We start from the raw sequence: 22,605 nt of genomic DNA on the forward strand, positions 1-22,605 counted from the left end.
CTCAGAAGCTTTTGACGCGCTCACACTTGCCGGCGTACCGCATCTGACGGCCTTTATGGCCCCCCTGGTTGACATTAAACCCGAATTCTCCAATGCCGGTATTAAGCATGAAATCACCGGTAAGCGGCTTCAGAATGAACAGTATTGACTCGTTTTTGGCAGTGATACTCCGGCCTGATCGCTCTGTTATCTCGAGATCAAAGGTCCCCGATGCGTCTTTGTTGTCACCATGAAGTCGAAGATTATCGCCCTCGATGGTCACTTCCAGGTCACCACCATCCGTGCTGACACCCGAGCCGGTTGCCACCTGATAGATATGAACATACCTGCAGAGATGGAGCTCTTGTTCGTTTGCATACAGGTTGGCGCTCATCAGCAGTGACGCACACAAGGCAACGAAGATACCTTTTTTCATAATGACCAAACCTTTTATCAAGTTGACGGCCTCCCCGTTTTTTTGGGGGGCTCAGTTGCTAAACATACTAACATGTTACCGCACTGGATCAGGTCTGTATGTGGCTGCGGGCGTTTTGTCGATAGGTGGTGCTGTTCGGAACATGGCGTGGCCAGCTGCTTGGTGGGCGTAGTGGCAGCCAGAAATGACAAAATAATTAACATTAAGTAACTATTTTATCTATTTGATATAAAAGGTTAATATTTTCAATTAACCTGTTATTTTTAGATAAAAAAAGCCCATCGTTGTCGATGGGCTTTCTGTTTGGTAGGCACGAGTGGATTCGAACCACCGACCCCCACCATGTCAAGGTGGTGCTCTAACCAACTGAGCTACGTGCCTGCTGACTTGCTGAAATCAGGAAGGCGCGTAATTTACCAGCGAGCATCTCTTCTGACAAGCTTTATGGGGTCCTGACAAGCGTTATGTCGCTTTTCCCGCTGTTGATGGCGGCTTGCTTATGCAGGGTAAGCCGGTAAAATGGCCGGCTCACAAATTGGCGCTGCCCCCGCAGCATAAACCATGTGGCCTTTGGTAGGGGCCACCACTGGAAAGGATTAGAAAATGCCCGTAGTAACCCTCCCTGACGGCAGTCAACGCAATTACCCGAACCCTGTGACTATCCATGAGGTGGCCGCTGATATTGGCCCCGGACTGGCAAAGGCTGCACTGGCCGGCAAAGTTGGCGACGATCTGGTAGACACCTCTTATCTGATTGACGCAGATACCGAGTTGGCCATTATCACTGAAAGGTCCGACGAGGGTTTGGAGGTGATTCGTCACTCCACCGCCCACCTGTTGGCCCAGGCCGTAAAACAGTTATTTCCCAGTGCGCAGGTCACCATCGGCCCGGTAATTGATAACGGCTTTTATTATGACTTTGCCTATGAGCGGCCATTTACCCCGGAAGATCTCGACGCCATCGAGCGAAAAATGGCCGAGCTTGCCGAGGCGGATGCAACGGTGGTACGTCGTGAATTGTCCCGCGACGAGGCTGTGGCCTATTTTCGCGGCATCGGTGAGGCCTACAAGGCGGAAATCATCGAAAGCATTCCCCCGGACCAGACGCTCTCTCTCTATAGGCAGGGAGATTTTGAAGACCTCTGCCGTGGACCGCATGTGCCCTCAACGGGAAAACTCAAACACTTCAAGTTGATGAAAGTGGCCGGGGCCTACTGGCGGGGTGACTCCAGTAATGAAATGCTGCAGCGCATCTATGGTACGGCCTGGTCGAGCAAGAAAGAATTAAATGCCTACCTGTTCAGGCTGGCAGAGGCGGAAAAGCGCGATCACCGCAAACTGGCCAAGAAATTCGATCTGTTCCATATGCAGGAAGAAGCCCCGGGGATGGTGTTCTGGCATCCGAAGGGCTGGAGCATCTATACCCAGATTGAGAGCTACATGCGCGATGTGCAGCGCAGCAATGGCTATCGGGAAATCAAAACGCCCCAGGTGGTCGATCGATCCCTTTGGGAGCGGTCCGGTCACTGGGATATTTTTCGGGAACACATGTTTACCGTGGAATCCGAATCGCGAGATTACGCAGTAAAGCCGATGAACTGCCCCTGTCATATCCAGGTATTCAATCAGGGCCTGAAAAGTTATCGCGACCTGCCACTGCGATTGGCAGAATTCGGTTCCTGCCACCGCAACGAGGCCTCTGGTACTTTGCAGGGTCTGATGCGGGTGCGGGGTTTTGTTCAGGACGATGCGCATATTTTCTGTGCCGAAGCGCAGATTCAGGACGAAGTCTCCACCTTTGTGGATCTGCTGTTTCAGGTCTATCGGGATTTCGGGTTTGAGGACGTGATCATCCGGCTCTCCACCCGTCCCGAGCAGCGGGTTGGTAGTGATGCCGTTTGGGATAAAGCGGAGCAGGCACTGGCAGATGCGCTGTCTGCAAAAGGGCTGGACTATGAGTTGTTGCCAGGAGAGGGTGCTTTCTACGGTCCAAAAATCGAGTTCTCTCTGAAAGACTGCCTCGAACGGGTCTGGCAGTGCGGTACGATTCAGGTGGATTTCTCCATGCCGGGACGGCTGGATGCCCAGTATGTGGCCGAAGACGGCTCCCGCCAGGTGCCGGTAATGTTGCACCGCGCCATCCTCGGTTCTTTCGAGCGATTTATCGGTATTCTGATCGAACATTTTGAGGGCGCTTTCCCGGTTTGGCTTGCACCCCAGCAAGCGGTGGTGATGAATATTACCGATGCGCAGGCAGATTATGTCCATCAGGTGGCTGATACCTTGAAAAACAAGGGCTTCCGGGTGGAAAATGACTTGAGAAACGAAAAGATCGGCTTTAAAATCCGCGAGCACACAATTCAGAAGATTCCCTACCTGTTGGTAATCGGAGATAGGGAAGTAGAAACGCAGACCGTGGCAGTGCGCACGCGAGGCGGTGAAGATCTGGGCATCATGCAGGTTTCAGATTTTGCCGAACTTCTCGCACAAGACGTACAGCGCCGCGGTCGCGTTATTTAAAGACAATAGTCGGAGATTAAATTATCAAGAAAAATTATGGCAAGGGGGCAGCAAAACGGTCTCGAATGAATGAAGAGATCGACGTCCCCGAGGTTCGATTGGTTAACGCCGATGGTGAACAGGCTGGCATTGTCAGCATTGAAGATGCCCTGAGTGCAGCCCTGGCTGCCGGTCTGGATCTGGTGGAAATTGCCCCGGATGCCGAGCCGCCCGTCTGCAAGGTCATGGACTACGGCAAGAAGCTGTTTGAAGTGAAAAAGCAGCAGGCTGCACAACGCAAGAAGCAGAAGCAGACTCAGGTCAAGGAAATGAAGTTTCGTCCGGGAACGGACATCGGAGACTACCAGATCAAGTTACGCAACCTGATCCGGTTTCTCGAAAATGGGGACAAGGCCAAGGTAACCCTCCGGTTTCGCGGTCGCGAGATGGCTCACCAGGAACTCGGTATGGAAATGCTCAAGCGTATTGAGCTGGACCTGGAGGAACTGGGTTCTGTCGAGCAATTCCCCAAAATGGAAGGGCGGCAACTCACTATGGTGATCGCCCCCAAAAGCAGGAAGAAGTAACCCGACCCCTCTGGCCTCTGGTCGTATCAGGATTCACCGGGCACTACCCGCGCGCAGCCCCTGGCAGACTGTCCGGGAGTGACTTCTTCATTATTTAACCCGTCTATAAACGGAGACACAAAATGCCAAAAGCAAAAGTACATAGCGGTGCGGCCAAGCGCTTCAAGAAAACCGGCGCTGGCTACAAGCACAAACACGCCAACAGAAGTCACATCCTCACAAAAATGTCGCAGAAGCGTAAGCGTCACCTGCGTGGCACCAGCACCATGAATGGTTCTGATTCGCCCCTGGTCGATCGTATGTTGCGCTCCTGATTAACCGATTATTTGAGAGGATATTGATATGTCACGTGTAAAAAGAGGTGTTGTCGCACACCGTCGCCACAAGAAAATTCTGAAGGCTGCAAAGGGCTACTACGGTGCTCGCAGTCGTATATTCCGCGTTGCCAAACAGGCTGTCACCAAAGCGGGTCAGTACGCCTACCGTGACCGCCGTGTCAAAAAGCGTACCTTCCGCGCCCTGTGGATTACCCGGATCAATGCGCAATCACGCGCTGAGGGTATCAGCTATAGCCGTCTGATCGCGGGACTGAAGAAAGCCAATATTGAGCTGGATCGCCGTGTGTTGGCTGACCTTGCTGTTCACGATAAAGCGGCATTTGCTGCTGTCGCAGAACAGGCGAAGGCTGCCCTGGCTTGATATATTTGTGCCGGGATTTTCCCGGCATTAAATAATGCAGATTGAAAAGGGAAAGGGCCTCAGCTCTTTCCCTTTTTTGTTTTTGATATGAACCGGTTGATAAGGTTGTGAGCATGGAAACCCTTGAGCTTCTGGCCCGTGAAGCGCAGCAGGCCATAGAGCAGGCGCAGGATTTGGCAGCACTGGATCAGGTGCGGGTCGAATATCTCGGCAAGCGAGGCAGGCTGACGGATCTGTTAAAAGGGTTGGGCAAACTCTCGGCTGAAGAGCGCCCCTCAGCAGGTGCGAAAATTAATGAAGTTAAAGAGCAGCTCCAGAGTCAGATCAATCGCTGTCGCGATGATTTGGAAAATGCGGATCTGGAGGCCAGGCTGGCCAGTGAAGCAGTGGATGTGACACTGCCCGGGCGGGGTGAAGACAGCGGCGGACTGCATCTGATCACCCATACCATGGAGCGGATCGAGTCCTTCTTCAGCCGGGTTGGTTACCGGGTGGAAGAGGGCCCCGAGATTGAAGACGATTATCACAACTTCGAAGCCCTGAATATTCCATCACACCATCCGGCCAGGGCCATGCACGACACTTTTTATGTGACGGAAAATACCGTGCTGCGCACCCATACCTCGCCGGTGCAGATTCGTACCATGAAGACCCAGGAACCCCCAATTCGCATTATCTGCCCCGGGCGTGTCTACCGCTGTGATTCCGATCTGACCCACACCCCGATGTTCCATCAGGTGGAAGGTCTGGTGGTGGATCGCGATGTCAGCATGGCCGACCTCAGGGGGACCATCGATCAGTTTCTGAAGGCCTTTTTTGAGGCGGACCTGCCGGTGCGCTTCCGCCCCTCCTATTTTCCGTTTACCGAACCCTCTGCCGAGGTGGACATCCAGTGCACCAACTGTCGCGGTGCCGGCTGCCGCATCTGCAAGAATACCGGGTGGCTGGAGGTGATGGGTTGCGGCATGGTGCACCCCAATGTGTTCGGTCATTGCGGTATTGATGCCGAGAAATATTCGGGTTTTGCCTTCGGCATGGGCGTCGAGCGGCTGGCGATGTTGCGCTACGGGGTCAGTGACCTTCGTCTGTTTTTTGATAACGAAATACAGTTTCTAAAACAGTTTTAAAACAAATAGATACATTATTTATCTAAAGTAAATAATTTGATTTGGTGAGCAATGAAATTCAGTGAATCCTGGTTGCGTGAGTGGGTTAGTCCAAGTATTGACACGGCAGAGCTGGTTGCTCAGCTAACCATGGCGGGTCTCGAGGTAGACGCGGTTGAGGCCGTGGCCCCGGCGTTTGATGGCGTGGTGGTTGGTGAAATTAGCGCCGTGGACCCACATCCCAATGCCGATAAATTGCGAGTCTGTCAGGTGACCGGCGCTGCCGGTGAAACGGCCCAGGTGGTTTGTGGCGCACCCAATGCCCGCCAGGGACTGAAAGTGCCCTTTGCAACGGTGGGCGCCACGTTGCCCGGCGATATGAAAATCCGCAAAGCCAGGCTGAGGGACGTGGAGTCCTTCGGCATGCTCTGCGGTCAGGATGAAATTGGTTTGGGCGGTGATGGCTCCGGCCTGTGGGAGCTGCCCTCCGATGCACCAACGGGTGCGGATCTGCGCGACTATCTGAGTCTCAACGACCAATTGATTGAGGTCGACTTGACCCCCAATCGCGGCGATTGTCTGAGTATTCGGGGTCTGGCCCGCGAGGTGGGCGTATTAAATACGGTCGCGGTGGCCGGGCCTTCCCTTGATCCTGTCTCAGCCACGGTCGATGACCATTTGCTCACTGCGCTGGACGCCCCCGCTGCCTGCCCCCGTTATGCGGGTCGGGTGATTCGCGATGTCAATCTGGCTGCGCCATCTCCCCTGTGGTTGCAGGAAAAACTGCGCCGTAGCGGTATTCGCAGTATCGATCCGGTGGTCGATGTGACCAACTATGTGATGCTCGAGCTGGGTCAGCCGATGCACGCCTTTGATCTCGCCACGCTGGATGGTGGCATTCGGGTGCGCATGGCGGAGCAGGGTGAGTCACTCGAATTGCTGGACGGCTCCAAGACCACATTGAACGACGACACACTGGTCATTGCCGATCACCAGAAACCGCTGGCTATCGCCGGAATCATGGGCGGCAAACTGTCTGCCGTCACGGCAGATACCCGGGATATTTTCCTTGAAAGCGCCTATTTTGATCCGCTGTCGATTGCCGGTCGTCCACGCAATTACGGACTCCATACGGATTCATCCCACCGCTTCGAGCGCGGTGTTGACTGGCAGTTGCAGTCTCTCGCCATCGAACGGGCCACCGCGCTGTTGCTGGACATCGTCGGGGGGCAGGCCGGGCCGATAACTGTAGCCGAGTCGGCAGCACATTTGCCACGATCTGCAGAGGTGAGGCTGACCCGGCGCAAACTGCAACAGCAGTTGAGTCTGTCGCTGGATGCCGAGCTGGTTAGCGGCATGTTACAGCGTCTCGGTCTGGAAATTCTTGCCGAGGATGAAGACGGCTGGCGCTGCAGGGTTCCCAGTTGGCGCTTCGATATTGCGATTGAAGTGGACCTGATTGAGGAAGTGGCCCGCATCTACGGTTACAACCGCTTGCCGACCGCCACGATCAGCGCCAGTCTGCCGATTGAGGTTTGTCGCGAAACCCGCACCGGTTTGCCTTTGTTGCGCCAGCAGTTGGTTGCCCGGGGCTACCGCGAAGCCATTACCTACTGTTTTGTCGATCCCGATGTCCAGAAACACCTGCTGCCAGAGATAGAGGGTGTCGCACTGGCCAACCCCATCGCCAGTGATATGTCGGTGATGAGAACCACCCTCTGGTCCGGCCTGCTGCCGGCGATACGCCGCAACCTCAATCGCCAGCAATCCCGTGTCAGGATTTTTGAGTCCGGGTTGAGCTTCATGCCCGAGGCGGGTGGCGTGAAGCAGGAATCCATGATTGCCGGTGCCGTCACCGGCACTCGTTTGCCTGAACGTTGGTCAAACCCGCGTGATCTGGTGGATTTTTTTGATATCAAGTCCGATGTGGAAGCGCTCCTCAAGCAGAACCATGTGTTTGATCAGTATCGCTTTGTACCTGCTGCACATCCCGCGCTGCACCCCGGACAATGTGCCGCCATTGAGCGAAACGGTGAGCCAGTGGGTTATATCGGTTTGCTGCACCCGCGTGTTCAGAAGCTGCTGGATATATCCCAGCCGGTGTACGTTTTTGAGCTTGCCCTCGGTGCTGTGGTCGAAGGTGAGCTACCCGCTTTTCGGGGTGTCAGCCGGTTCCCGGAAGTTCGCCGTGACCTGGCGGTGATTGTGGATCGGGACCTTTCCGCCAGTACGCTCTGTGAAACCATTCGAGAGGCGGCGGGCCGTTACCTCGTCGACTTAAAGATATTTGACGTCTACCAAGGGAAAGGTGTTGAAATCAATAGAAAAAGTATCGCGGTTGGCTTGACCTTTAGAGAGAGTTCGCGCACTCTTACCGAAGAAGAAATCACAGCGGCTGTCGACCGGGTGGTCAGCACCATAAAAGAACAACATTCAGCGAGTCTCAGGGGTTAAGCGAGTTATGTCAGCACTTACCAAAGCCGACCTTGCAGAAATGCTTTTCGAAGACCTGGGTTTGAATAAACGCGAGGCCAAGGAAATCGTCGAATCGTTTTTTGAAGAGATCCGCACGGCCCTTGAGAAAAATGAACAGGTCAAACTATCAGGTTTTGGTAACTTTGAACTGCGCGACAAAAAAACCCGCCCCGGTCGCAATCCAAAAACCGGTGAAGAGATCCCCATTTCTGCCAGACGAGTAGTGACGTTCAAACCCGGACAAAAACTTAAAGCGAGAGTAGAAAGCTATGCTGGAACCGAGCAATAACGATCAGTTGCCGGCCATTCCCGGCAAGCGTTACTTCACCATCGGTGAAGTCAGTGAGCTCTGCGATGTCAAACCCCATGTGCTTCGCTACTGGGAGCAGGAGTTTCCCACCCTCAGCCCGGTAAAACGCCGTGGTAATCGCCGCTACTACCAGCGCCAGGATGTCATCCTGATCCGGCAGATTCGTTCATTGCTCTATGAGCAGGGTTTTACCATTGGCGGTGCCCGTCAGCGCATGACCGGTGAGGATGCCAAGGAAGAGGCCACGCAGGTCAGGCAGCTGATCGACCAGACAGTCGGCGAGCTGGAAGACCTGTTGCAGGTACTGAAGGGCTGATTTTATTCTTGAATTGTGGGGTGCATCCGGTATTATGTGCGCCTTCCTATTCGGGGCGTAGCGCAGTCTGGTAGCGCACTACACTGGGGGTGTAGTGGTCACAGGTTCAAATCCTGTCGTCCCGACCAAAATTGAATGAATTAGCCGCTTACAGCCTAGCTTGAGCGGCTTTTTTGTGCCCGTTCGTGCCATCCAGCAAGCGGGACTTTTGTGATTAGGTGATCAGGCAGGGCGGATATTAGCCGGACTTCTTTATCTTTTTTGAATGGGAGCCAAAAGCACCGACGAATGGTATTAATGGTATTATTGTAGTGTCACTAAATATGGACGTTTAGTTATTCGCTAATAGCTATATCGGAGAACGTCCATGAAAAAGTTTTTCCTACTCATTTCAATTGTAGTTTTTTCGTCAGCGGTTCTAGCTCACAGTGGGGGTTGCCGCAAAGATAGTCCTCCAGGGCTATGTTGCCATGCAGGTTCAAAGCCATATCACTGTCACTAGCAATCAAAAGCGCAAGATTTTGGTAGTCGCGCTCCATAACGTGTGATAAGTCGAACCAGGTACAACTTTCTTCTGGAGCGTCTTACTGGCTTCGCCATAGCAGTTCTGTTCGGTTTTCTTGATCATCATAGGCGGCAAAGGCCACGTTCCCCCGGGGCATATCGCCTAAGCATTAACTTGTTATAGCCCTCTCTGTTTCCGCTATCTGCGGCGTCCACAACCTCCTTAAGCTATTTCGAAAAACAGGATAGGTGGCAATACCGACAGGCTATTTTCCAGCTCCAGCGGGGGGTAAATTCATCACAGAAGCAGTCAATGGTCATATCTCTTGTGATATCTTCGGCTTGCTAGGGTATTTCCATTGGTCATATAAACAGTGCTAGTCTCATATCAGGTTTAAGGTGCCTGTTGACGGTGGTTCCGGGTTGGTGGGTGTCGGGTCAGTTTTGACACAGGCAGATTGGTTTCAACAGGCAGATTGAATCTGACAAAGGGGCTTTCCATGCTCGAATCAATCCAGCAACAAATTCTGGATGTTTTAACTTCGGTGATCGTTCATATTCCCAATCTGGTGGGTGGATTACTGTTATTGCTGGCCGGTTGGCTGCTGGCCCGGTTTTTACATCTGCTGGTTACCCGCTTTATCCGCACCCTCAATCATCTGCTGGATCGCCAGTTACAAAACTTAAACCTTCACTTTGTGCGGATACCGGCTGCCACGGAAAGGTTGATTGGTTTTGTGGTGTACTGGGCCACTATTCTGATATTTGCCATTGTCGCAATTCGGGTGGTGGGTGTTGCCGGGGCGACTGTCTGGCTCGACCGTTTAATGGTGTATCTGCCCTCCCTGATGGCGGGTGGCCTGATTATTATCAGCGGCTATATTCTCGGCAGTGTAGTGCGCCATCTGATCACCCACGCGGCGGCCTCAGCGGATATTGCCCAGGCAGTGCTGCTCGGCCAGATTGCACAGATCTCCTTTTTTATTGTCGGCGTGGTCATGGGTCTTGGCCAGGTGGGCGTCGATGTCAGTTTCCTGGTCATTCTGTTTGGCATTGGTTTTGCGGCCGTTTTGACAGGGTTTTCCCTGGCCTTTGGCCTCGGTGCCAGACCGCTGGTGGAAAACCTCATTGCAACGCGTCATCTCAAGGAATTTGTCCGCCCCGGGCAGATTGTCGAGACCGGCAATGAGCGGGGCAGGGTATTGGAGTTCACTGCCACCGGAATGGTGGTGGAAACAGCTGATGGCCGAAAACTGATTCCGGCCCGGCTCTGTATGCAGCAGTCTTTCAGTGTGATTACCCGGGAGTCGATGGATGACAAACTCTAATCCCCTGAGTCTGGATTTTCTTATCAGTAAGCCCGAGGCCGCAGCCCAGGTGTTGCAGTCGCTGGAGGATCAAGAGGCGGCAATGTACCTGCAGGAAGTGCCGGTCCGGATTGTTGCCCCGGTGCTGCAGGAAATGCAGGTGTGGCCGGCATCGCGTATTCTGGACCAGTTATCGCTGGAGCAGAACGCTGCTATTTTTGCCCAGCTCCCATACCAGACAGTCGCTGCGTTATTGCGATTGCAGCAGCGCGAACGGCGCACCGAGCTGCTGGCGGTGCTGCCCGCCAAGCTTGCCCGGTCTTTGAGTATGTCGCTGATTTATCAGGAAAATACGGTCGGTGCCTGGATGGATATGTCCACGCCGGGCTTTTTCCCCGAGCTCACGGCCGCTGAGTGTTTGGCGTTACTGAAAAAGTCTGCGGATTCATTTGGTACCAGCTTGGTGATTATCAATCAGTCGCATCAGGTGATTGGCATGGTGGGCCTGGATAAGTTGCTGGCCAGCCCCGATGAGAAAATATTGGGTCAATTGATGGATGCGGCGCAGCAACCGCTGGCCGCAGAGATGAGCATCCAGATGGCTGTCAATCTGTCTGATTGGCATTGTTACCCGTTGCTGCCGGTCCGCAATTCGAGTGGTGTTTACCTCGGAACAGTGACGCGTTCGGTATTGCGCACGGCACTGAAAAAGGCTCCCTCGGCGGATGCCTCACTGGGCGATTCACTGTTGTCCCATCTTGCCCGTGCCATGATTGTCACTGCGACCGGGATGGTGCAAATGGCACCGGACAGTCACGCGTCCTGGTTGTCTGACACAGGAGGGTCATACCATGACGACTAATGCCTCCCCGGATCCCCGTACGGTTGATATGGCGCTGACCCGCAAATTTCTGCTGGATTACCCCAGGGATGCAGCCCTGAAAATTGAGGCTCTGGCTCCCCGGGATGTGGCCGCAGTGCTGAGCCTGCAGCCCGTACATGTGCTTTTATTTCTGTGGCGGTATTTGACGCCCAATGTCGCCGCTGAGATTCTGGTTTGTTTGCCAGAAGAGCACAGTCGTCAACTGCTCAGCGAACTGCCACCTCTGGATTCAGTGCGGATGATCGGTCAGCTGGATGACGAATCGCGGGATGCCCTGCTGAAGAACCTGGATGCATCGATCCGCAGGGAGTTGGCGGAACTGATGAGCTACCCGGAGAGCAGTGCCGGGCGATTGATGGATACCCGTGCTCTGGTATTTCGGGACAGCATGACTATTTCCGAGACGCTGGAGATTCTCCGCAAGCGCCAACTGAAGACGGCGCGCAGTGTCTTTCTGGTTGATACCGAGGGTCGCCTGAGCGCCAAGGTTCACTTGCAGGACATCGCCATTGCCGATCCCGGCACGTCTCTGGGGGAAATTGCCAAGCCGGTTACGGCGGTGGTTGCCGGTACCGCGGGAAAAGAAGAAATCTCCGAGTTGTTCGAAAAACATCAACTGCTCGATTTGCCGGTGGTTGAGATTGATCAGCGTTTGTTGGGCATCATCCATCACAGCAGTCTGGTTCAGGTTTCCCAGGAGGATATGTCATCCGATGTGTTGGCCATGGTGGGTGCCAGCCGTGAAGAACGTGCCCTGTCGAAACCACTGTTTGCCGTGAAAAAGCGCATGCCCTGGTTACAGGTCAATCTGCTCACGGCTTTTTTGGCCGCTTCCGTGGTGGGAATATTCGAAAGTACGATTGCCAGTTTTACGGCTCTGGCCGTGCTGCTGCCGGTGGTCGCCGGTCAATCGGGCAATGCCGGGGCCCAGGCCCTGGCGGTTACCATGCGAGGTCTGGCATTGCGTGAGATCACGGTCCGCCACTGGTTCAGGGTGATGTTCAAGGAAGTGCGGGTGGGCCTGATAAATGGTATTGGTATTGCGGTCACCTGCGGCATCGGCGTGTTCGTCTGGAGCCAGTCAATAGGGCTGGTGCTGGTGATCTGTTCGGCGATGGTGCTGGCGATGATTGCGGCGGGGTTTGCCGGTGCGGTGGTACCGATTGTGCTGGTGCGGCTGGGTCAGGACCCGGCGCAGGCATCTTCCATTATTCTTACCACGGTCACCGATATCATCGGCTTTTTTGCCTTTCTGGGGATCGCGGCACTGCTGTCGGGGCTGCTGTAGAAACTTATCCGGTAAAGCGGGAGGGTAGTAAGCTTCTGCCGAGGTCAGTCGTCGCTGATAATCAGGTTGGCTTTTGCGGCCCTGGCGCCTGCAAAGAGTGGCCTACTGCGGCATAATAGCCGCCGATGGGTGCTGCCAACTGCCGGTGCTCGACTCATCAATACGGTGTCTGCGATGGTGCAGCACCTTTAATTACCCAAAAATGGATTTCTCCCGATATGACCCTAACTGTACGCAAAGCTGTTATTCCTGTCGCCGGGCTGGGCACTCGTATGTTGCCGGCCACCAAGGCTATTCCAAAAGAAATGTTGCCGGTGGTGGACAAGCCGCTTATCCAGTACGTCGTTAATGAAGCTATTGCGGCGGGCATTACCGAAATCGTGCTGGTCACCCACGCCAGTAAGAATTCCATTGAGAACCACTTCGACACCAGTTTTGAACTGGAGGCGCAGCTGGAAAAGCGGGTCAAGCGTCAGCTACTTGACGATGTCCGCTCGATCGTGCCCCAGGAGGTGACCATCATTTCGGTCAGACAGCCCTATGCAAAGGGTCTTGGGCATGCAATCAGCTGTGCGAGGCCGGTGGTAGGTGATCAGCCTTTTGCCATTCTGTTGCCGGATGTTTTGGTGGACAAGTATCGGGCAGACTCGAAAAAAGACAATTTATCGTCCATGGTGAAAAACTTTACCGCCACGGGTCACAGCCAGATTATGGTGGAGGCGGTTCCCTGGGAAGAGGTTAACAAATACGGCGTTGTCGATTGTCAGGGCGTTGAGCTGATGGCCGGCGGTGTGGCGAGAATCCACAGCATGGTCGAAAAGCCGAAACCGGAGAATGCTCCGTCCAACATGGCTGTTGTGGGACGTTACGTGGTGTCACCGACCATTTGGGATCTGCTGGAAAAAACGCCACTCGGGGTGGGTGGTGAGGTCCAGTTAACCGATGCCCTGGAAGAACTGCTCAAGCAGGAGGTGGTCGAGGCCTACCGGATCGTAGGTTGCAGCCATGATTGCGGCAGTAAACTCGGCTACCTACAGGCCAATATTGCCTATGCCCTGCAGCACGATGAAATTGGTGAAGGGGTGAAAGACTACCTCAAAAACAATCGCCATGTTGACGCTGCAGCCACATTCGAAAAACCGCGCCGATAACCTGCCCTTTGTGATGACCCATACCGGTTTTGGGTGGGTGTCCCTGTGATGTGAGTACTATGAAAATTACCTGCTTTAAGGCATATGACATTCGGGGCAGGCTCGGTTCCGAGCTGTCCGTAGAGATTGCATACCGTATTGGCCGGGCCTATGCCCGCTGGTTGAAACCTGAAACTGTGGTGGTTGGCGGGGATATTCGCACCTCCAGCCCGACGTTGAAAAGTGCGCTGGCCTCGGGGTTGCGCGATGAAGGCGTCGATGTGCTGGATATTGGGCTGTGCGGCACCGAGGAAATCTATTTTGCGACGGCGCACCTTAACCTGTCCGGTGGCATCATGGTGACGGCCAGTCACAATCCCATTGATTATAACGGCATGAAAATGGTGCGGGAGGACTCCAGGCCAATCAGTGCCGACACCGGCCTGAAGGCGATCCAGGCATTAGCCGAAGAAACAGATTTTCCCCCGGTAGAGCTCAGTCAACGTGGGACTTATCGTCGTATCAGTTGTTCCGATGCTTATATTGAACATCTGCTCTCGTATGTGGAGCGAAGCAAACTTCGGCCGTTGAAAATCGTCGTCAATGCCGGCAATGGTGCTGCCGGTCCTGTGCTCGATGCGCTGGAAAGCTTTTTACCCTTTGAGCTGATCAAGGTGAATCATGATCCGGACGGGGAGTTCCCCAACGGTATTCCAAACCCACTGTTGCCTGAGAGCCGCCATCACACCAGTGATCTGGTGAAGTCCTCCGGTGCTGACTTTGGTCTGGCCTGGGATGGTGATTTTGACCGTTGTTTTCTGTTCGATGAACAGGGCGAATTTATTGAGGGTTACTATATTGTCGGGTTGCTGGCAAAAGCGTTTCTGCGCAAGCATCCGGGTGAAAAGATTGTCCACGACCCTCGTCTGATCTGGAACACCCAAGCGGTCTGCCGGGAATTTGGTGGTGAGGCGGTGCAAAGTAAATGCGGTCACGCCTTTATCAAACAGGTCATGCGTGAGCAGGATGCTGTCTATGGCGGTGAGATGAGTGCCCATCATTATTTTCGGGATTTCTTTTATTGCGACAGCGGTATGGTTCCCTGGCTTTTAGTGGCCGAGCTGCTGAGTGTGACCGGTCAGCCACTGTCAGACATGATCCAGTCGATGGTGGAAGACTATCCCTGTTCCGGTGAACTGAACCGCCGTATTGATGACCCCCAACGGGTGATGACACTACTTGAAGAACACTACGCCAATGGCGCAGTGAGCATTGAGCGGGTGGACGGACTGAGTGTGGCCTATACTGACTGGCGGTTTAATCTGCGCAGCAGTAATACCGAGCCAGTTGTCAGGCTCAATGTGGAAGCCAATGACCGGGCCTTGATGGAACAGAAAACCCTTGAGCTGCTCAGCCTGATGGGTGCCGATTGAGGTAAGTGGTATGGCTCACTGGGTGCGATTGGCCTGTTCGGAACCAGTAAACTAACCAAGCACTTCCGGGAGCGTGTCATGCAGGATAAAACAGTATTGGTGACTGGTGCCACCGGGTTTATCGGCAGCCGGTTCTGCCGTGAGGCCCTCTCCAGGGGTGCTCGGGTAATCGGTCTAAGCCGGGATGCGCAACAGGCACAGAAAAAACTCCCCGGCGTCGAGTTTGTTGAGAACCTTGACGTTCTGTCTCCGGAACAACCCATCGACTATATCGTCAATCTGGCCGGTGAACCGCTGGTTGCCGGTCGCTGGAATGACCGGCGCAAACAGGCCTTCATGGACAGCAGGGTTGGCACTACCAACCGGTTATTTGAGCATTTTAAGAAAGCATCTGCACCACCTTCGGTATTGGTCAGTGGTTCCGCCGTAGGCTATTACGGCCCTCACCAGGACGAGCCGCTGGGGGAGGATGGCGCTCAGCACGATTGTTTTGCCAGCCGTCTTTGTCTGGAATGGGAACAGAGCGCCTCACAGTTTGCTGCGCTGGGAACCCGGATATGCTATCTGCGGACCGGCATTGTCCTGGGGGCAGGCGGTGGCGCACTGAGCCGAATGCTGTTGCCTTTCCGCATGGGGCTGGGCGGCCGCCTGGGTTCTGGAAAACAGTGGATGCCCTGGATTCATATAGCCGATGAAGTGGCGATCATTTTTCATTGCCTGGAACAATCCACCATGCAGGGAGCGGTCAACGCCACGGCCCCGAATCCGGTGACGAATCGTCAATTTACTGCGGCGCTCGGTTCGGCGCTGCACCGTCCAACCATCTTCCCCATGCCGGGGCCCGTGGCAATACTGCTGTTTGGTGAAATGGCCAAGGAGTTATTGCTGACGGGGCAGCGGGCGTGTCCACGAAAACTGCTCGAGTGCGGCTATTCCTTCCGTTTTGCCGAACTGGATAAAGCGCTTGGGGATATTGTCTAGCACAGGTTAGCTGTCGACAGGGGGCTGTACAAAGGTCCGCTGGCTGTCAGTTGACTCTGAAACAGGACTATCTGCCTAACGGGTAAACAAATGTCGATTTCCAGGTCGATTTTTGTAACTGATGTTCGGGCGACTTTCCCCAGCGTAATGTGCGGCCTGAATCCCCGTTGAACCGATTCAAAGCCGCCGGCAGCCAGTGACGTGGAAAGCTGCTGATACAGTGCCATTAATGATGTCGAATATTCGGGAATGGCGGCAATAGTCCGACTTTCTCTAGCGGGAAACCGCTCGATAGCTTTCAGTGATAATTCAAATTTTTTAACGCGGAGGGCTTGGACGATCTGTACGGCAACGGCGGTCTGCTCGACTGTTTGCTCCCCGAGAAACCTCAACGTTAGATGGCGGCGTTGTGCGGGTACCCGGTTAGAATTGGCATCGCTCAACCGTTGCTGGCAAATGTCATCCAGGAGTTGATTCACTGTTTTAGTCAGTGTCAGGGCGATAAACAGTCGCACAGGATTACCAACTCAGTCGCCGCAGTAAATGCAGCCGGAGGTGCAGGTTTCACGAACCTCGATTTTGCTCAGCAGGGGGAGGGTGGGTTTTAACCGTGCCCAGATCCACCGTGCGATATTTTCACTGGTAGGGTTTTCCAGTCCGTCGATTTCGTTGAGATAATGATGATCGAGTTGGTCATAGACCGGTTTGAAGTAATCTTTCAGATCGCCAAAATCCATTACCCAACCGGTTTTGTCGCCGACGGTGCCGTCAAGATAAAGTCTGATATGGTAAGAGTGCCCGTGCAGCCGACCACATTTATGTCCCTCTGCCACATTGGGTAGAAGGTGTGCCGCCTCAAAGGTAAATTCCTTGAAAATTTCCATGGGTATGCCGGTCATTTAAAAAGTTGGCCTATGGTAATTTGCAGATCTTCCCTTGTACACAAACCAGTGACTGAAATGTTTGACACCGACCGATATTTCGGTAGAATGCGCCTCTCTCTGAGGAGGGTGGTTAGCTCAGTTGGTAGAGCGACGGCCTTACAAGCCGTAGGTCACAGGTTCGACCCCTGTACCACCCACCAGTGTAAAAGTAGCATTTTGCGGACCGGTAGTTCAGCTGGTTAGAATGCCGGCCTGTCACGCCGGAGGTCGCGGGTTCGAGTCCCGTCCGGTCCGCCATATTTTAAAAAGCCACCCACCCGGGTGGTTTTTTTATGGGAAGAGATTTCAGGGACGAGAACCCGCGAAGCGGTTCGACCGATTGGCGCAGCCAATCAGGGCGCCGGAGGAACGACGGCGGGGTTTACCCCGAGCGCCCCTGGGCGCGAGTCAGTCCGGTCTGGTCCGCCATTATTATAGGGTTTATGAGGTTTTCAGAGAGATAGATAGGCTCCCCCCCATTTACCCACCACGACTTAAAAGGGCTTGCAGCAATGTTGGCCCTTTTTTGTTCCCTTTTAAAACCTAACTCCTGGCAGTCAGTGGTCATATTCCAACCAGCACAAAAACGTGGTCATGGTGAGTGATCCGGAGTCTTTTGAGTGCTTCGTGAAAAGCATGTTGTTGCGGCTTCTAACTAGTCATCAGAAATGGCGGAGAGTTTCAGTCAGCCTCTTTTTCTACAAGCCAACTCCTGAGTACCTCAACCTCCGCCGGGGCGTCAATCGCCAAATTGAACTGCCGACCATCCAGTCCAAACTCAATTCGCACTAGGCCGTCAGCAGTGTTAGGAATCAAAGTCTCGCCTGACCTTCTTTTGATCTTTAGCATGTAAATACCTCCTTGTATTAGCTAAAGCTATTGACCTGCCCCCGGTATTTAATCCAACATCAGCTCGCCGATCGGGTCGATATGATGCAGGGCATTATGTTTGCTCTGATATACCCGGATATGATTGGGGGTGATCAATAATACCTTGCCTTCTGACAGGCCGACATAACCCGCCTCATGTTCCTGCATGATTTGATTGTTTGACCAGGCAAGCTGTTGTTCTGTCGGTAACTCGACATAGGCCATACAGCCGCTACCTAACGGGTCAAAGAAGGAATCCAGTGAACGGTAAAGGGCAATGGCATCCGGCTTTAGAATCAAGGTTAGTCCATCCCTGAGCTCCAGCGCCTCGGCGGCTTCGCCGCTTTCCAATTCGATCAGCCGCCGGTTTTGAATAATATCAGAGTTAGAAAGTAGCATAAGGAGTTTTTAATTTATTAAAGCTTTCTTGAGAAGCACCTGCAGATGCTTGGGTAGTTCATCCAGCATGGCCAGCGCCTGTTTATGTCCACTCTCTGACATTTTATCCCAGGTGCGGGTGATGATGCGCATCCATTTCTCCAGGTCGTAATCTGTGTGTTCCTGATAAAACGGCTCCAGGTAACGCTGCAGGAACACTAGGCAGGCTGCGTTCTCCATAAGCTGTGTAACAGCGTCTTGCTTGATTTGCTTCTTGCTGAGAATAGATTTTATGGCCGCGCAATCCTGTTCATTATAGCCGTTTTCTGTCATCAGTTCGGCGGTGCGCTCGCCGTGAAATCGCCCGCAGGCTTGGCGCCAGCGGTAATAGCCGGATCGACCTTCAGGGTACTCATCACGCGGGATGGTCCAGCGTTCGATATGCTGTGCCCGGCAGGCGATCTGTGCCAATTCCGAAGGCTGTTCCTCCAGGCGAAACAGCCATTGACTCATGCGAATACTGTAGGCCAGCTCTTTCGGCAACGATTCGCCGTCTAGTGTTTCCCGGCGCGGGTCGGCGCTGTTGGCATGGTCGATCGCTGCCAGCAGCCGCGCCAGACTGGAGTCAGCAGCCGGCGTTACCGGGTAATCAATGATATTGGTGTCAGGTTTCTTCATAGTCTGATTATGCCGGACAAAAGCCGTGCAGGTGGCCGATTGACGTTGCCGTGGCGCTTCATAGTAGCAAGGCCCATATCCCACTAGCGTTTCATTGTGATGGACTTATCTTTAACACGCTCAGGCTCTTGTTCAACCGGCGGCGAATCAGCGTGGCTGTTTTGCTGTTAAGTCGTCGCTATTATCTATCGAGCCCACTGTCCAGCTTATGCACGATGTGTCTACCCTGCAGCGGTATATTTACTGACTAACTGAAAGTAACCGGTCTTCAAGGTAACGTGGATCAGCTGGGCTTTAATTTAGTCGGCTCTGACTGCACCAACCCGATCGGCATGGGCGTCATGCCCCTGTAGTTCCAGGATGGCACAGTCCGACACGGTAGTGCTCAAGGCTGATTCCGCCATAAATCGTGGAAGTGGTGCAATGGGCCTTGGCCGTACTGTCACCACGTGCCAGCTTACGCTTGAGACGCGCCACTTCCTCATCTGTGGATTTGCCGGCACCATCAAAAGCCTCGCGACCTTCGACTTCTGATCCGCGCTTCCAGCGCATCAGCAAATTGGACGCAATACCCAACTCTCGGGCAACCTGAGTACAACTAACACCCAGCTGACGGATTTGCCCAATTGCTCCTCGCTTGAACCCGGGGCTGTGTTTTCTTCCCTTCGACAGAAACACTCCTTTTGCCCATTATCGGGCTTCTTTGAAGTGTCCGTAAATTGGTGTAGAACCCGTTCTGTTTTGGGTGTGGTGTGTTGCTTTAGAGGCTTTATTGTTTAACCGCTACCGTTTGTTGCGGGAGCGAAACGGACAAGGTTTACTCGCATTCACGGCATAACTGCAAGCGACTAGAACTGGCCGGTTTATATCACAGATCTTTGTCGGTGACGGCGCCTTCTGAAGCCGATGATACGGTTTTAGCAAATTTGGCCAGTACGCCCCGGGTGTAGCGTGGCGGTGGTGCTTGCCACTGTGTCAAGCGTCCCTGAATGTCCGATTCGGATATATTGAGGCTGACCCGAGCATTATCCGCATCAATGGTAATCTCGTCGCCATTTTCGATAATGGCAATCGGCCCGCCGTCCATCGCTTCCGGTGTTATGTGGCCCACCACAAAACCGTGACTGCCACCGGAGAAGCGACCGTCGGTTATCAGCGCCACATCGTTGCCCAGGCCTTTGCCCATGACTGCGGAGGTAGGGCTGAGCATTTCCCGCATGCCCGGTCCGCCTCGCGGCCCTTCATAACGGATTACGATCACATCACCTTTTATCACGATGCCGCCCAGTATGGCCTCCAAGGCTTCTTCCTCGGAGTTGAACACTCGTGCTGTTCCGGTAAATGTCAGGCCTTCTTTTCCGGTGATTTTTGCCACGGCACCGTCTGGTGCCAGATTACCCCTGAGCACCACCAGGTGACTGCTGTCTTTAATGGCATTGTCAAAGCCGTGAACAATGTCCTGTTCTACCGGGTATGGCTTAATATCCGCTAAGTTTTCTCCCAGGGTTTTACCGGTGACGGTCAGGCAGTCGCCATGGAGCAGGCCTTTATCCAGCAGCATTTTCATCAAGGGTTGAATACCACCAATGGCGATCAATTCAGACATCATGTATTTACCGCTGGGGCGCAAGTCAGCGAGCACGGGAACCTTTTTGCCGATCCGAACAAAGTCATTCAGAGTCAGTTCCACATCAACGGCGTGCGCCATGGCCAACAAGTGCAACACGGCATTGGTGGAACCACCCAGTGCAATGATGACGGTAATGGCATTTTCAAATGCCTTGTGAGTCATGATGTCGGTGGGTTTGATGTCACGCTCTAGTAACGATAGAACCGCGGCTCCGGCACGACGGCTATCTTCCGATTTGGAAGACGACACCGCTTCCTGTGACGAGCTGTCCGGCAGGCTCATGCCCAGTGCCTCAATCGCGGCAGCCATGGTGTTCGCCGTATACATGCCACCGCAGGATCCCGGACCGGGTATGGCGGTCTCCTCGATCTGTTTGACTTCAATCGTTGAAAGGTCACCGCGGGCATGCTGACCGACGGCTTCGAATACCGAGATAATATCAGTATGGTGTTTGCCTGGTTTTATGGTGCCACCGTAAACAAAGACCGATGGACGGTTGAGACGGGCCAGCCCGATAAGGCAGCCGGGCATATTTTTATCGCAACCGCCAATGGCCACAAGCCCATCGAAGCCTTCGCAGCCGGCTACCGTCTCGATAGAATCGGCAATCACTTCTCGTGACACCAAAGAATATTTCATGCCCTCGGTGCCGTTTGAGATACCATCGGATATGGTGATGGTGTTAAAGATAACGCCTTTGCCGCCGGCCTTGTCAGCGCCATGGCAGGCTTCATCCGCCAGTTCTTTGATATGCATATTGCAGGGCGTGACCATACTCCACGTCGATGCGATGCCGATCTGGGGTTTTTTAAAATCATCATCGTTGAAACCCACTGCCCGAAGCATGGCTCTGGCGGGTGCTTTTTCAATACCGTCGACCACTTTGAAGGAGTGCTTGCGTTTGTCAGTCATTTGTTTGTCTGTTTGTGTAGGTTGTTTGCCAGTGTGTATTGGATAAGCTTTGTTAAGTCTCTGGATCTTTTGCCATCCAGTCCTTGTCCAGCTATTCCATACTCGATCGCCTGTCAATTGACATAAGCTGTTCCAGCGTCGCATTGTGCCTTTGATACGCGGAAATATAACTATCGACATCCTTGTTTCGCCTATCATAAAGCTCTGGCACCGTATCGTTATCTATTTTCTTGAAGATTCGGGCTAACGGTAGGCTTAGAATATTTACCGCATCCTGCCCCAGTTCCAGAGCAATTCCTGGAGTTCTACCCCGTTTCCACGGACGGTTGTGAAAAGGCTGGAAACTTGGAGATTAAGCGGTAAAAGTGTTTAGGAATTTCGGGTAAAATGAAAGCATCGAAGAAAAAACGGGTTTATATTCCCCGCACTCCTTTTAACTTTCGACTTCAACAACCAACAACTTCTTTTACCCTACGAACGCCCGCTCAATAACATAATGCCCATAATCCCCATGCCGGGTTTCCTTGAAGCCCCAGTCATCCAGAATCTTGGAGGTGTCTTTCAGCATGGCCGGGCTGCCGCACAGCATGAAGCGGTCGTCGTCCAGGTTTGGTTGCGGCATGCCCAGGTCAGCGAACAGTTTGCCGGACAACATCAGGTCGGTAATTCGGCCCTGGTTGCGGAACGCTTCGCGCGTGACCGTTGGGTAATAGACCAGCTTCTCCTGCACCCAGTCGCCTAAAAACTCGTTGTTTGGCAGGTTCTGAGTAATCTCTTCCTGATACGCCAGTTCGTTCAGGTGCCGTACGCCGTGGATCAGAATGATCTTGTCGTACATCTCGTACGCTTCCGGATCTTTGATAATGCTCATGAACGGTGCGAGGCCGGTACCGGTGGCCAGCAGATAAAGATTCTTGCCCGGCAGCAGGTGGTCGGTGATCAGGGTGCCGGTGGGCTTGCGGCTGATCAGAATTTCATCACCGGGTTTGATCAGCTGTAACCGAGAGGTCAGCGGACCATCGGGCACCTTGATGCTGAAAAATTCCAGCTCTTCCTCGTGATTGGCGCTGGCAATACTGTAGGCGCGGAGCAGTGGTTTGCCGTCCACCTCAAGACCGAGCATGGTGAAATGACCATTCTTGAAGCGGAAACCCAGATCACGAGTGGTTTTGAAGCTGAACAGCGACTCGTTCCAGTGGTGAACGTCCAGAACCGTCTCTTTTTCTAAAACTGCCATTTATGCCGCCTTCTCTGGGACAACCAGAGCCTTGTCGAATGATT

The 22,605-nt window shown here is 53.5% G+C and carries 22 protein-coding genes, 4 tRNA genes and 1 pseudogene; 17 read left to right on the forward strand and 10 right to left on the reverse strand.

Annotated elements, in window-relative coordinates:
* Position 1 precedes the first annotated feature (1 nt).
* The gene (locus tag QZ516_RS07675) at positions 2-415 is read right to left on the reverse strand and encodes a hypothetical protein (RefSeq protein WP_297188149.1); all 414 of its coding nucleotides are present in this window, start codon (positions 413-415) and stop codon (positions 2-4) included.
* A gap of 304 nt (positions 416-719) precedes the next feature.
* Positions 720-796: transfer RNA gene (locus QZ516_RS07680), tRNA-Val, on the reverse strand.
* A gap of 222 nt (positions 797-1,018) precedes the next feature.
* Between QZ516_RS07680 and thrS the strand changes: the two genes are divergently transcribed.
* The 15 genes from thrS (at position 1,019) to QZ516_RS07755 (ending at position 15,933) form a co-directional block, all read left to right on the forward strand.
* Positions 1,019-2,935 carry a threonine--tRNA ligase gene (thrS, locus tag QZ516_RS07685; protein ID WP_297188151.1) on the forward strand — a complete coding sequence of 639 codons (1,917 nt, stop codon included), beginning with the start codon at positions 1,019-1,021 and terminating at the stop codon, positions 2,933-2,935.
* Between the two features lie 23 nt (positions 2,936-2,958).
* Positions 2,959-3,501 (forward strand): translation initiation factor IF-3, encoded by a 543-nt coding sequence (infC, locus tag QZ516_RS07690; RefSeq protein ID WP_036860592.1) that lies wholly within the window; start codon positions 2,959-2,961, stop codon positions 3,499-3,501.
* Between the two features lie 122 nt (positions 3,502-3,623).
* On the forward strand, positions 3,624-3,815 hold the full coding sequence (rpmI, locus tag QZ516_RS07695; RefSeq protein ID WP_036860590.1) for a 50S ribosomal protein L35: 192 nt from the start codon (positions 3,624-3,626) through the stop codon (positions 3,813-3,815).
* 28 nt (positions 3,816-3,843) lie between these two features.
* Positions 3,844-4,200 carry a 50S ribosomal protein L20 gene (rplT, locus tag QZ516_RS07700; protein WP_036860588.1) on the forward strand — a complete coding sequence of 119 codons (357 nt, stop codon included), beginning with the start codon at positions 3,844-3,846 and terminating at the stop codon, positions 4,198-4,200.
* 113 nt (positions 4,201-4,313) lie between these two features.
* Complete coding sequence (pheS, locus tag QZ516_RS07705) at positions 4,314-5,327, forward strand: phenylalanine--tRNA ligase subunit alpha (RefSeq protein WP_297188154.1); 1,014 nt, start codon at positions 4,314-4,316, stop codon at positions 5,325-5,327.
* Positions 5,328-5,378: 51 nt separating this feature from the next.
* The gene (pheT, locus tag QZ516_RS07710; RefSeq protein ID WP_297188156.1) at positions 5,379-7,760 is read left to right on the forward strand and encodes a phenylalanine--tRNA ligase subunit beta; all 2,382 of its coding nucleotides are present in this window, start codon (positions 5,379-5,381) and stop codon (positions 7,758-7,760) included.
* Between the two features lie 7 nt (positions 7,761-7,767).
* Entirely contained in the window at positions 7,768-8,070 is a 303-nt protein-coding gene (ihfA, locus tag QZ516_RS07715; RefSeq protein WP_036860585.1) for an integration host factor subunit alpha, read from the forward strand.
* On the forward strand, positions 8,051-8,407 hold the full coding sequence (locus tag QZ516_RS07720; protein WP_036860584.1) for a MerR family transcriptional regulator: 357 nt from the start codon (positions 8,051-8,053) through the stop codon (positions 8,405-8,407). Before ihfA ends, QZ516_RS07720 begins: the two co-directional genes overlap by 20 nt.
* Positions 8,408-8,458: 51 nt before the next feature.
* Positions 8,459-8,535 (forward strand) — tRNA-Pro (locus QZ516_RS07725).
* A gap of 876 nt (positions 8,536-9,411) precedes the next feature.
* The gene (locus QZ516_RS07730) at positions 9,412-10,239 is read left to right on the forward strand and encodes a hypothetical protein (RefSeq protein ID WP_297188159.1); all 828 of its coding nucleotides are present in this window, start codon (positions 9,412-9,414) and stop codon (positions 10,237-10,239) included.
* Positions 10,226-11,080, forward strand: coding sequence for a hypothetical protein (locus QZ516_RS07735; protein ID WP_297188160.1), 855 nt, complete (start codon positions 10,226-10,228; stop codon positions 11,078-11,080). Before QZ516_RS07730 ends, QZ516_RS07735 begins: the two co-directional genes overlap by 14 nt.
* Positions 11,070-12,389 carry a magnesium transporter gene (gene mgtE, locus QZ516_RS07740; RefSeq protein WP_297188162.1) on the forward strand — a complete coding sequence of 440 codons (1,320 nt, stop codon included), beginning with the start codon at positions 11,070-11,072 and terminating at the stop codon, positions 12,387-12,389. Before QZ516_RS07735 ends, mgtE begins: the two co-directional genes overlap by 11 nt.
* Positions 12,390-12,607: 218 nt before the next feature.
* Positions 12,608-13,540, forward strand: a complete 933-nt coding sequence (galU, locus tag QZ516_RS07745; RefSeq protein WP_297188163.1) for a UTP--glucose-1-phosphate uridylyltransferase GalU — start codon at positions 12,608-12,610, stop codon at positions 13,538-13,540.
* A gap of 59 nt (positions 13,541-13,599) precedes the next feature.
* Positions 13,600-14,952: a phosphomannomutase CpsG gene (locus QZ516_RS07750; protein ID WP_297188165.1), complete on the forward strand. Its 1,353-nt coding sequence runs from the start codon at positions 13,600-13,602 to the stop codon at positions 14,950-14,952.
* Positions 14,953-15,030: 78 nt separating this feature from the next.
* Complete coding sequence (locus QZ516_RS07755) at positions 15,031-15,933, forward strand: TIGR01777 family oxidoreductase (protein ID WP_297188167.1); 903 nt, start codon at positions 15,031-15,033, stop codon at positions 15,931-15,933.
* On the opposite strand, the gene thpR is transcribed toward QZ516_RS07755, so the two are convergent.
* The gene (gene thpR / locus QZ516_RS07760; RefSeq protein WP_297188168.1) at positions 15,930-16,448 is read right to left on the reverse strand and encodes an RNA 2',3'-cyclic phosphodiesterase; all 519 of its coding nucleotides are present in this window, start codon (positions 16,446-16,448) and stop codon (positions 15,930-15,932) included. The genes QZ516_RS07755 and thpR overlap by 4 nt on opposite strands.
* Positions 16,449-16,460: 12 nt before the next feature.
* Positions 16,461-16,823, reverse strand: coding sequence for a 6-carboxytetrahydropterin synthase QueD (gene queD / locus QZ516_RS07765; RefSeq protein WP_297188373.1), 363 nt, complete (start codon positions 16,821-16,823; stop codon positions 16,461-16,463).
* Between the two features lie 118 nt (positions 16,824-16,941).
* Between queD and QZ516_RS07770 the strand changes: the two genes are divergently transcribed.
* Both QZ516_RS07770 and QZ516_RS07775 read left to right on the forward strand, forming a co-directional pair.
* Positions 16,942-17,017, forward strand: a tRNA-Val gene (locus QZ516_RS07770).
* A gap of 20 nt (positions 17,018-17,037) precedes the next feature.
* Positions 17,038-17,114 (forward strand) — tRNA-Asp (locus QZ516_RS07775).
* Positions 17,115-17,537: 423 nt separating this feature from the next.
* On the opposite strand, the gene QZ516_RS12770 is transcribed toward QZ516_RS07775, so the two are convergent.
* From QZ516_RS12770 to QZ516_RS07800, 6 genes and pseudogenes are all read right to left on the reverse strand, one after another.
* Positions 17,538-17,705, reverse strand: a complete 168-nt coding sequence (locus QZ516_RS12770; RefSeq protein ID WP_365333264.1) for a carbon storage regulator — start codon at positions 17,703-17,705, stop codon at positions 17,538-17,540.
* Between the two features lie 48 nt (positions 17,706-17,753).
* Positions 17,754-18,125, reverse strand: a complete 372-nt coding sequence (locus QZ516_RS07780; protein ID WP_297188169.1) for a hypothetical protein — start codon at positions 18,123-18,125, stop codon at positions 17,754-17,756.
* Between the two features lie 9 nt (positions 18,126-18,134).
* A complete protein-coding gene (locus QZ516_RS07785) occupies positions 18,135-18,782 on the reverse strand; it encodes a DUF4202 domain-containing protein (RefSeq protein ID WP_297188171.1) in 648 nt (215 codons plus the stop codon).
* 447 nt (positions 18,783-19,229) lie between these two features.
* Positions 19,230-19,454: pseudogene (locus QZ516_RS07790) on the reverse strand (transposase); the annotation flags it as partial.
* A 196-nt stretch (positions 19,455-19,650) separates the two neighbouring features.
* Positions 19,651-21,324, reverse strand: coding sequence for a dihydroxy-acid dehydratase (ilvD, locus tag QZ516_RS07795; RefSeq protein WP_297188173.1), 1,674 nt, complete (start codon positions 21,322-21,324; stop codon positions 19,651-19,653).
* Between the two features lie 466 nt (positions 21,325-21,790).
* Positions 21,791-22,561 (reverse strand): ferredoxin--NADP reductase, encoded by a 771-nt coding sequence (locus QZ516_RS07800; RefSeq protein WP_297188175.1) that lies wholly within the window; start codon positions 22,559-22,561, stop codon positions 21,791-21,793.
* Between the last annotated feature and the right edge of the window lie 44 nt (positions 22,562-22,605).

Source organism: uncultured Porticoccus sp., from assembly GCF_913061305.1.
GTDB lineage: Bacteria > Pseudomonadota > Gammaproteobacteria > Pseudomonadales > Porticoccaceae > Porticoccus.

Bases quoted from the DNA above. Each gene is read 5' to 3' on its own strand.
- QZ516_RS07675 (WP_297188149.1), bottom strand. From the start codon at position 415: ATGAAAAAAGGTATCTTCGTTGCCTTGTGTGCGTCACTGCTGATGAGC.
- thrS (WP_297188151.1), top strand. From the start codon at position 1,019: ATGCCCGTAGTAACCCTCCCTGACGGCAGTCAACGCAATTACCCGAAC.
- rpmI (WP_036860590.1), top strand. From the start codon at position 3,624: ATGCCAAAAGCAAAAGTACATAGCGGTGCGGCCAAGCGCTTCAAGAAA.
- rplT (WP_036860588.1), top strand. From the start codon at position 3,844: ATGTCACGTGTAAAAAGAGGTGTTGTCGCACACCGTCGCCACAAGAAA.
- pheS (WP_297188154.1), top strand. From the start codon at position 4,314: ATGGAAACCCTTGAGCTTCTGGCCCGTGAAGCGCAGCAGGCCATAGAG.
- pheT (WP_297188156.1), top strand. From the start codon at position 5,379: ATGAAATTCAGTGAATCCTGGTTGCGTGAGTGGGTTAGTCCAAGTATT.
- ihfA (WP_036860585.1), top strand. From the start codon at position 7,768: ATGTCAGCACTTACCAAAGCCGACCTTGCAGAAATGCTTTTCGAAGAC.
- QZ516_RS07720 (WP_036860584.1), top strand. From the start codon at position 8,051: ATGCTGGAACCGAGCAATAACGATCAGTTGCCGGCCATTCCCGGCAAG.
- QZ516_RS07730 (WP_297188159.1), top strand. From the start codon at position 9,412: ATGCTCGAATCAATCCAGCAACAAATTCTGGATGTTTTAACTTCGGTG.
- QZ516_RS07735 (WP_297188160.1), top strand. From the start codon at position 10,226: ATGACAAACTCTAATCCCCTGAGTCTGGATTTTCTTATCAGTAAGCCC.
- mgtE (WP_297188162.1), top strand. From the start codon at position 11,070: ATGACGACTAATGCCTCCCCGGATCCCCGTACGGTTGATATGGCGCTG.
- galU (WP_297188163.1), top strand. From the start codon at position 12,608: ATGACCCTAACTGTACGCAAAGCTGTTATTCCTGTCGCCGGGCTGGGC.
- QZ516_RS07750 (WP_297188165.1), top strand. From the start codon at position 13,600: ATGAAAATTACCTGCTTTAAGGCATATGACATTCGGGGCAGGCTCGGT.
- QZ516_RS07755 (WP_297188167.1), top strand. From the start codon at position 15,031: ATGCAGGATAAAACAGTATTGGTGACTGGTGCCACCGGGTTTATCGGC.
- QZ516_RS12770 (WP_365333264.1), bottom strand. From the start codon at position 17,705: ATGCTAAAGATCAAAAGAAGGTCAGGCGAGACTTTGATTCCTAACACT.
- QZ516_RS07780 (WP_297188169.1), bottom strand. From the start codon at position 18,125: ATGCTACTTTCTAACTCTGATATTATTCAAAACCGGCGGCTGATCGAA.
- QZ516_RS07785 (WP_297188171.1), bottom strand. From the start codon at position 18,782: ATGAAGAAACCTGACACCAATATCATTGATTACCCGGTAACGCCGGCT.
- ilvD (WP_297188173.1), bottom strand. From the start codon at position 21,324: ATGACTGACAAACGCAAGCACTCCTTCAAAGTGGTCGACGGTATTGAA.
- QZ516_RS07800 (WP_297188175.1), bottom strand. From the start codon at position 22,561: ATGGCAGTTTTAGAAAAAGAGACGGTTCTGGACGTTCACCACTGGAAC.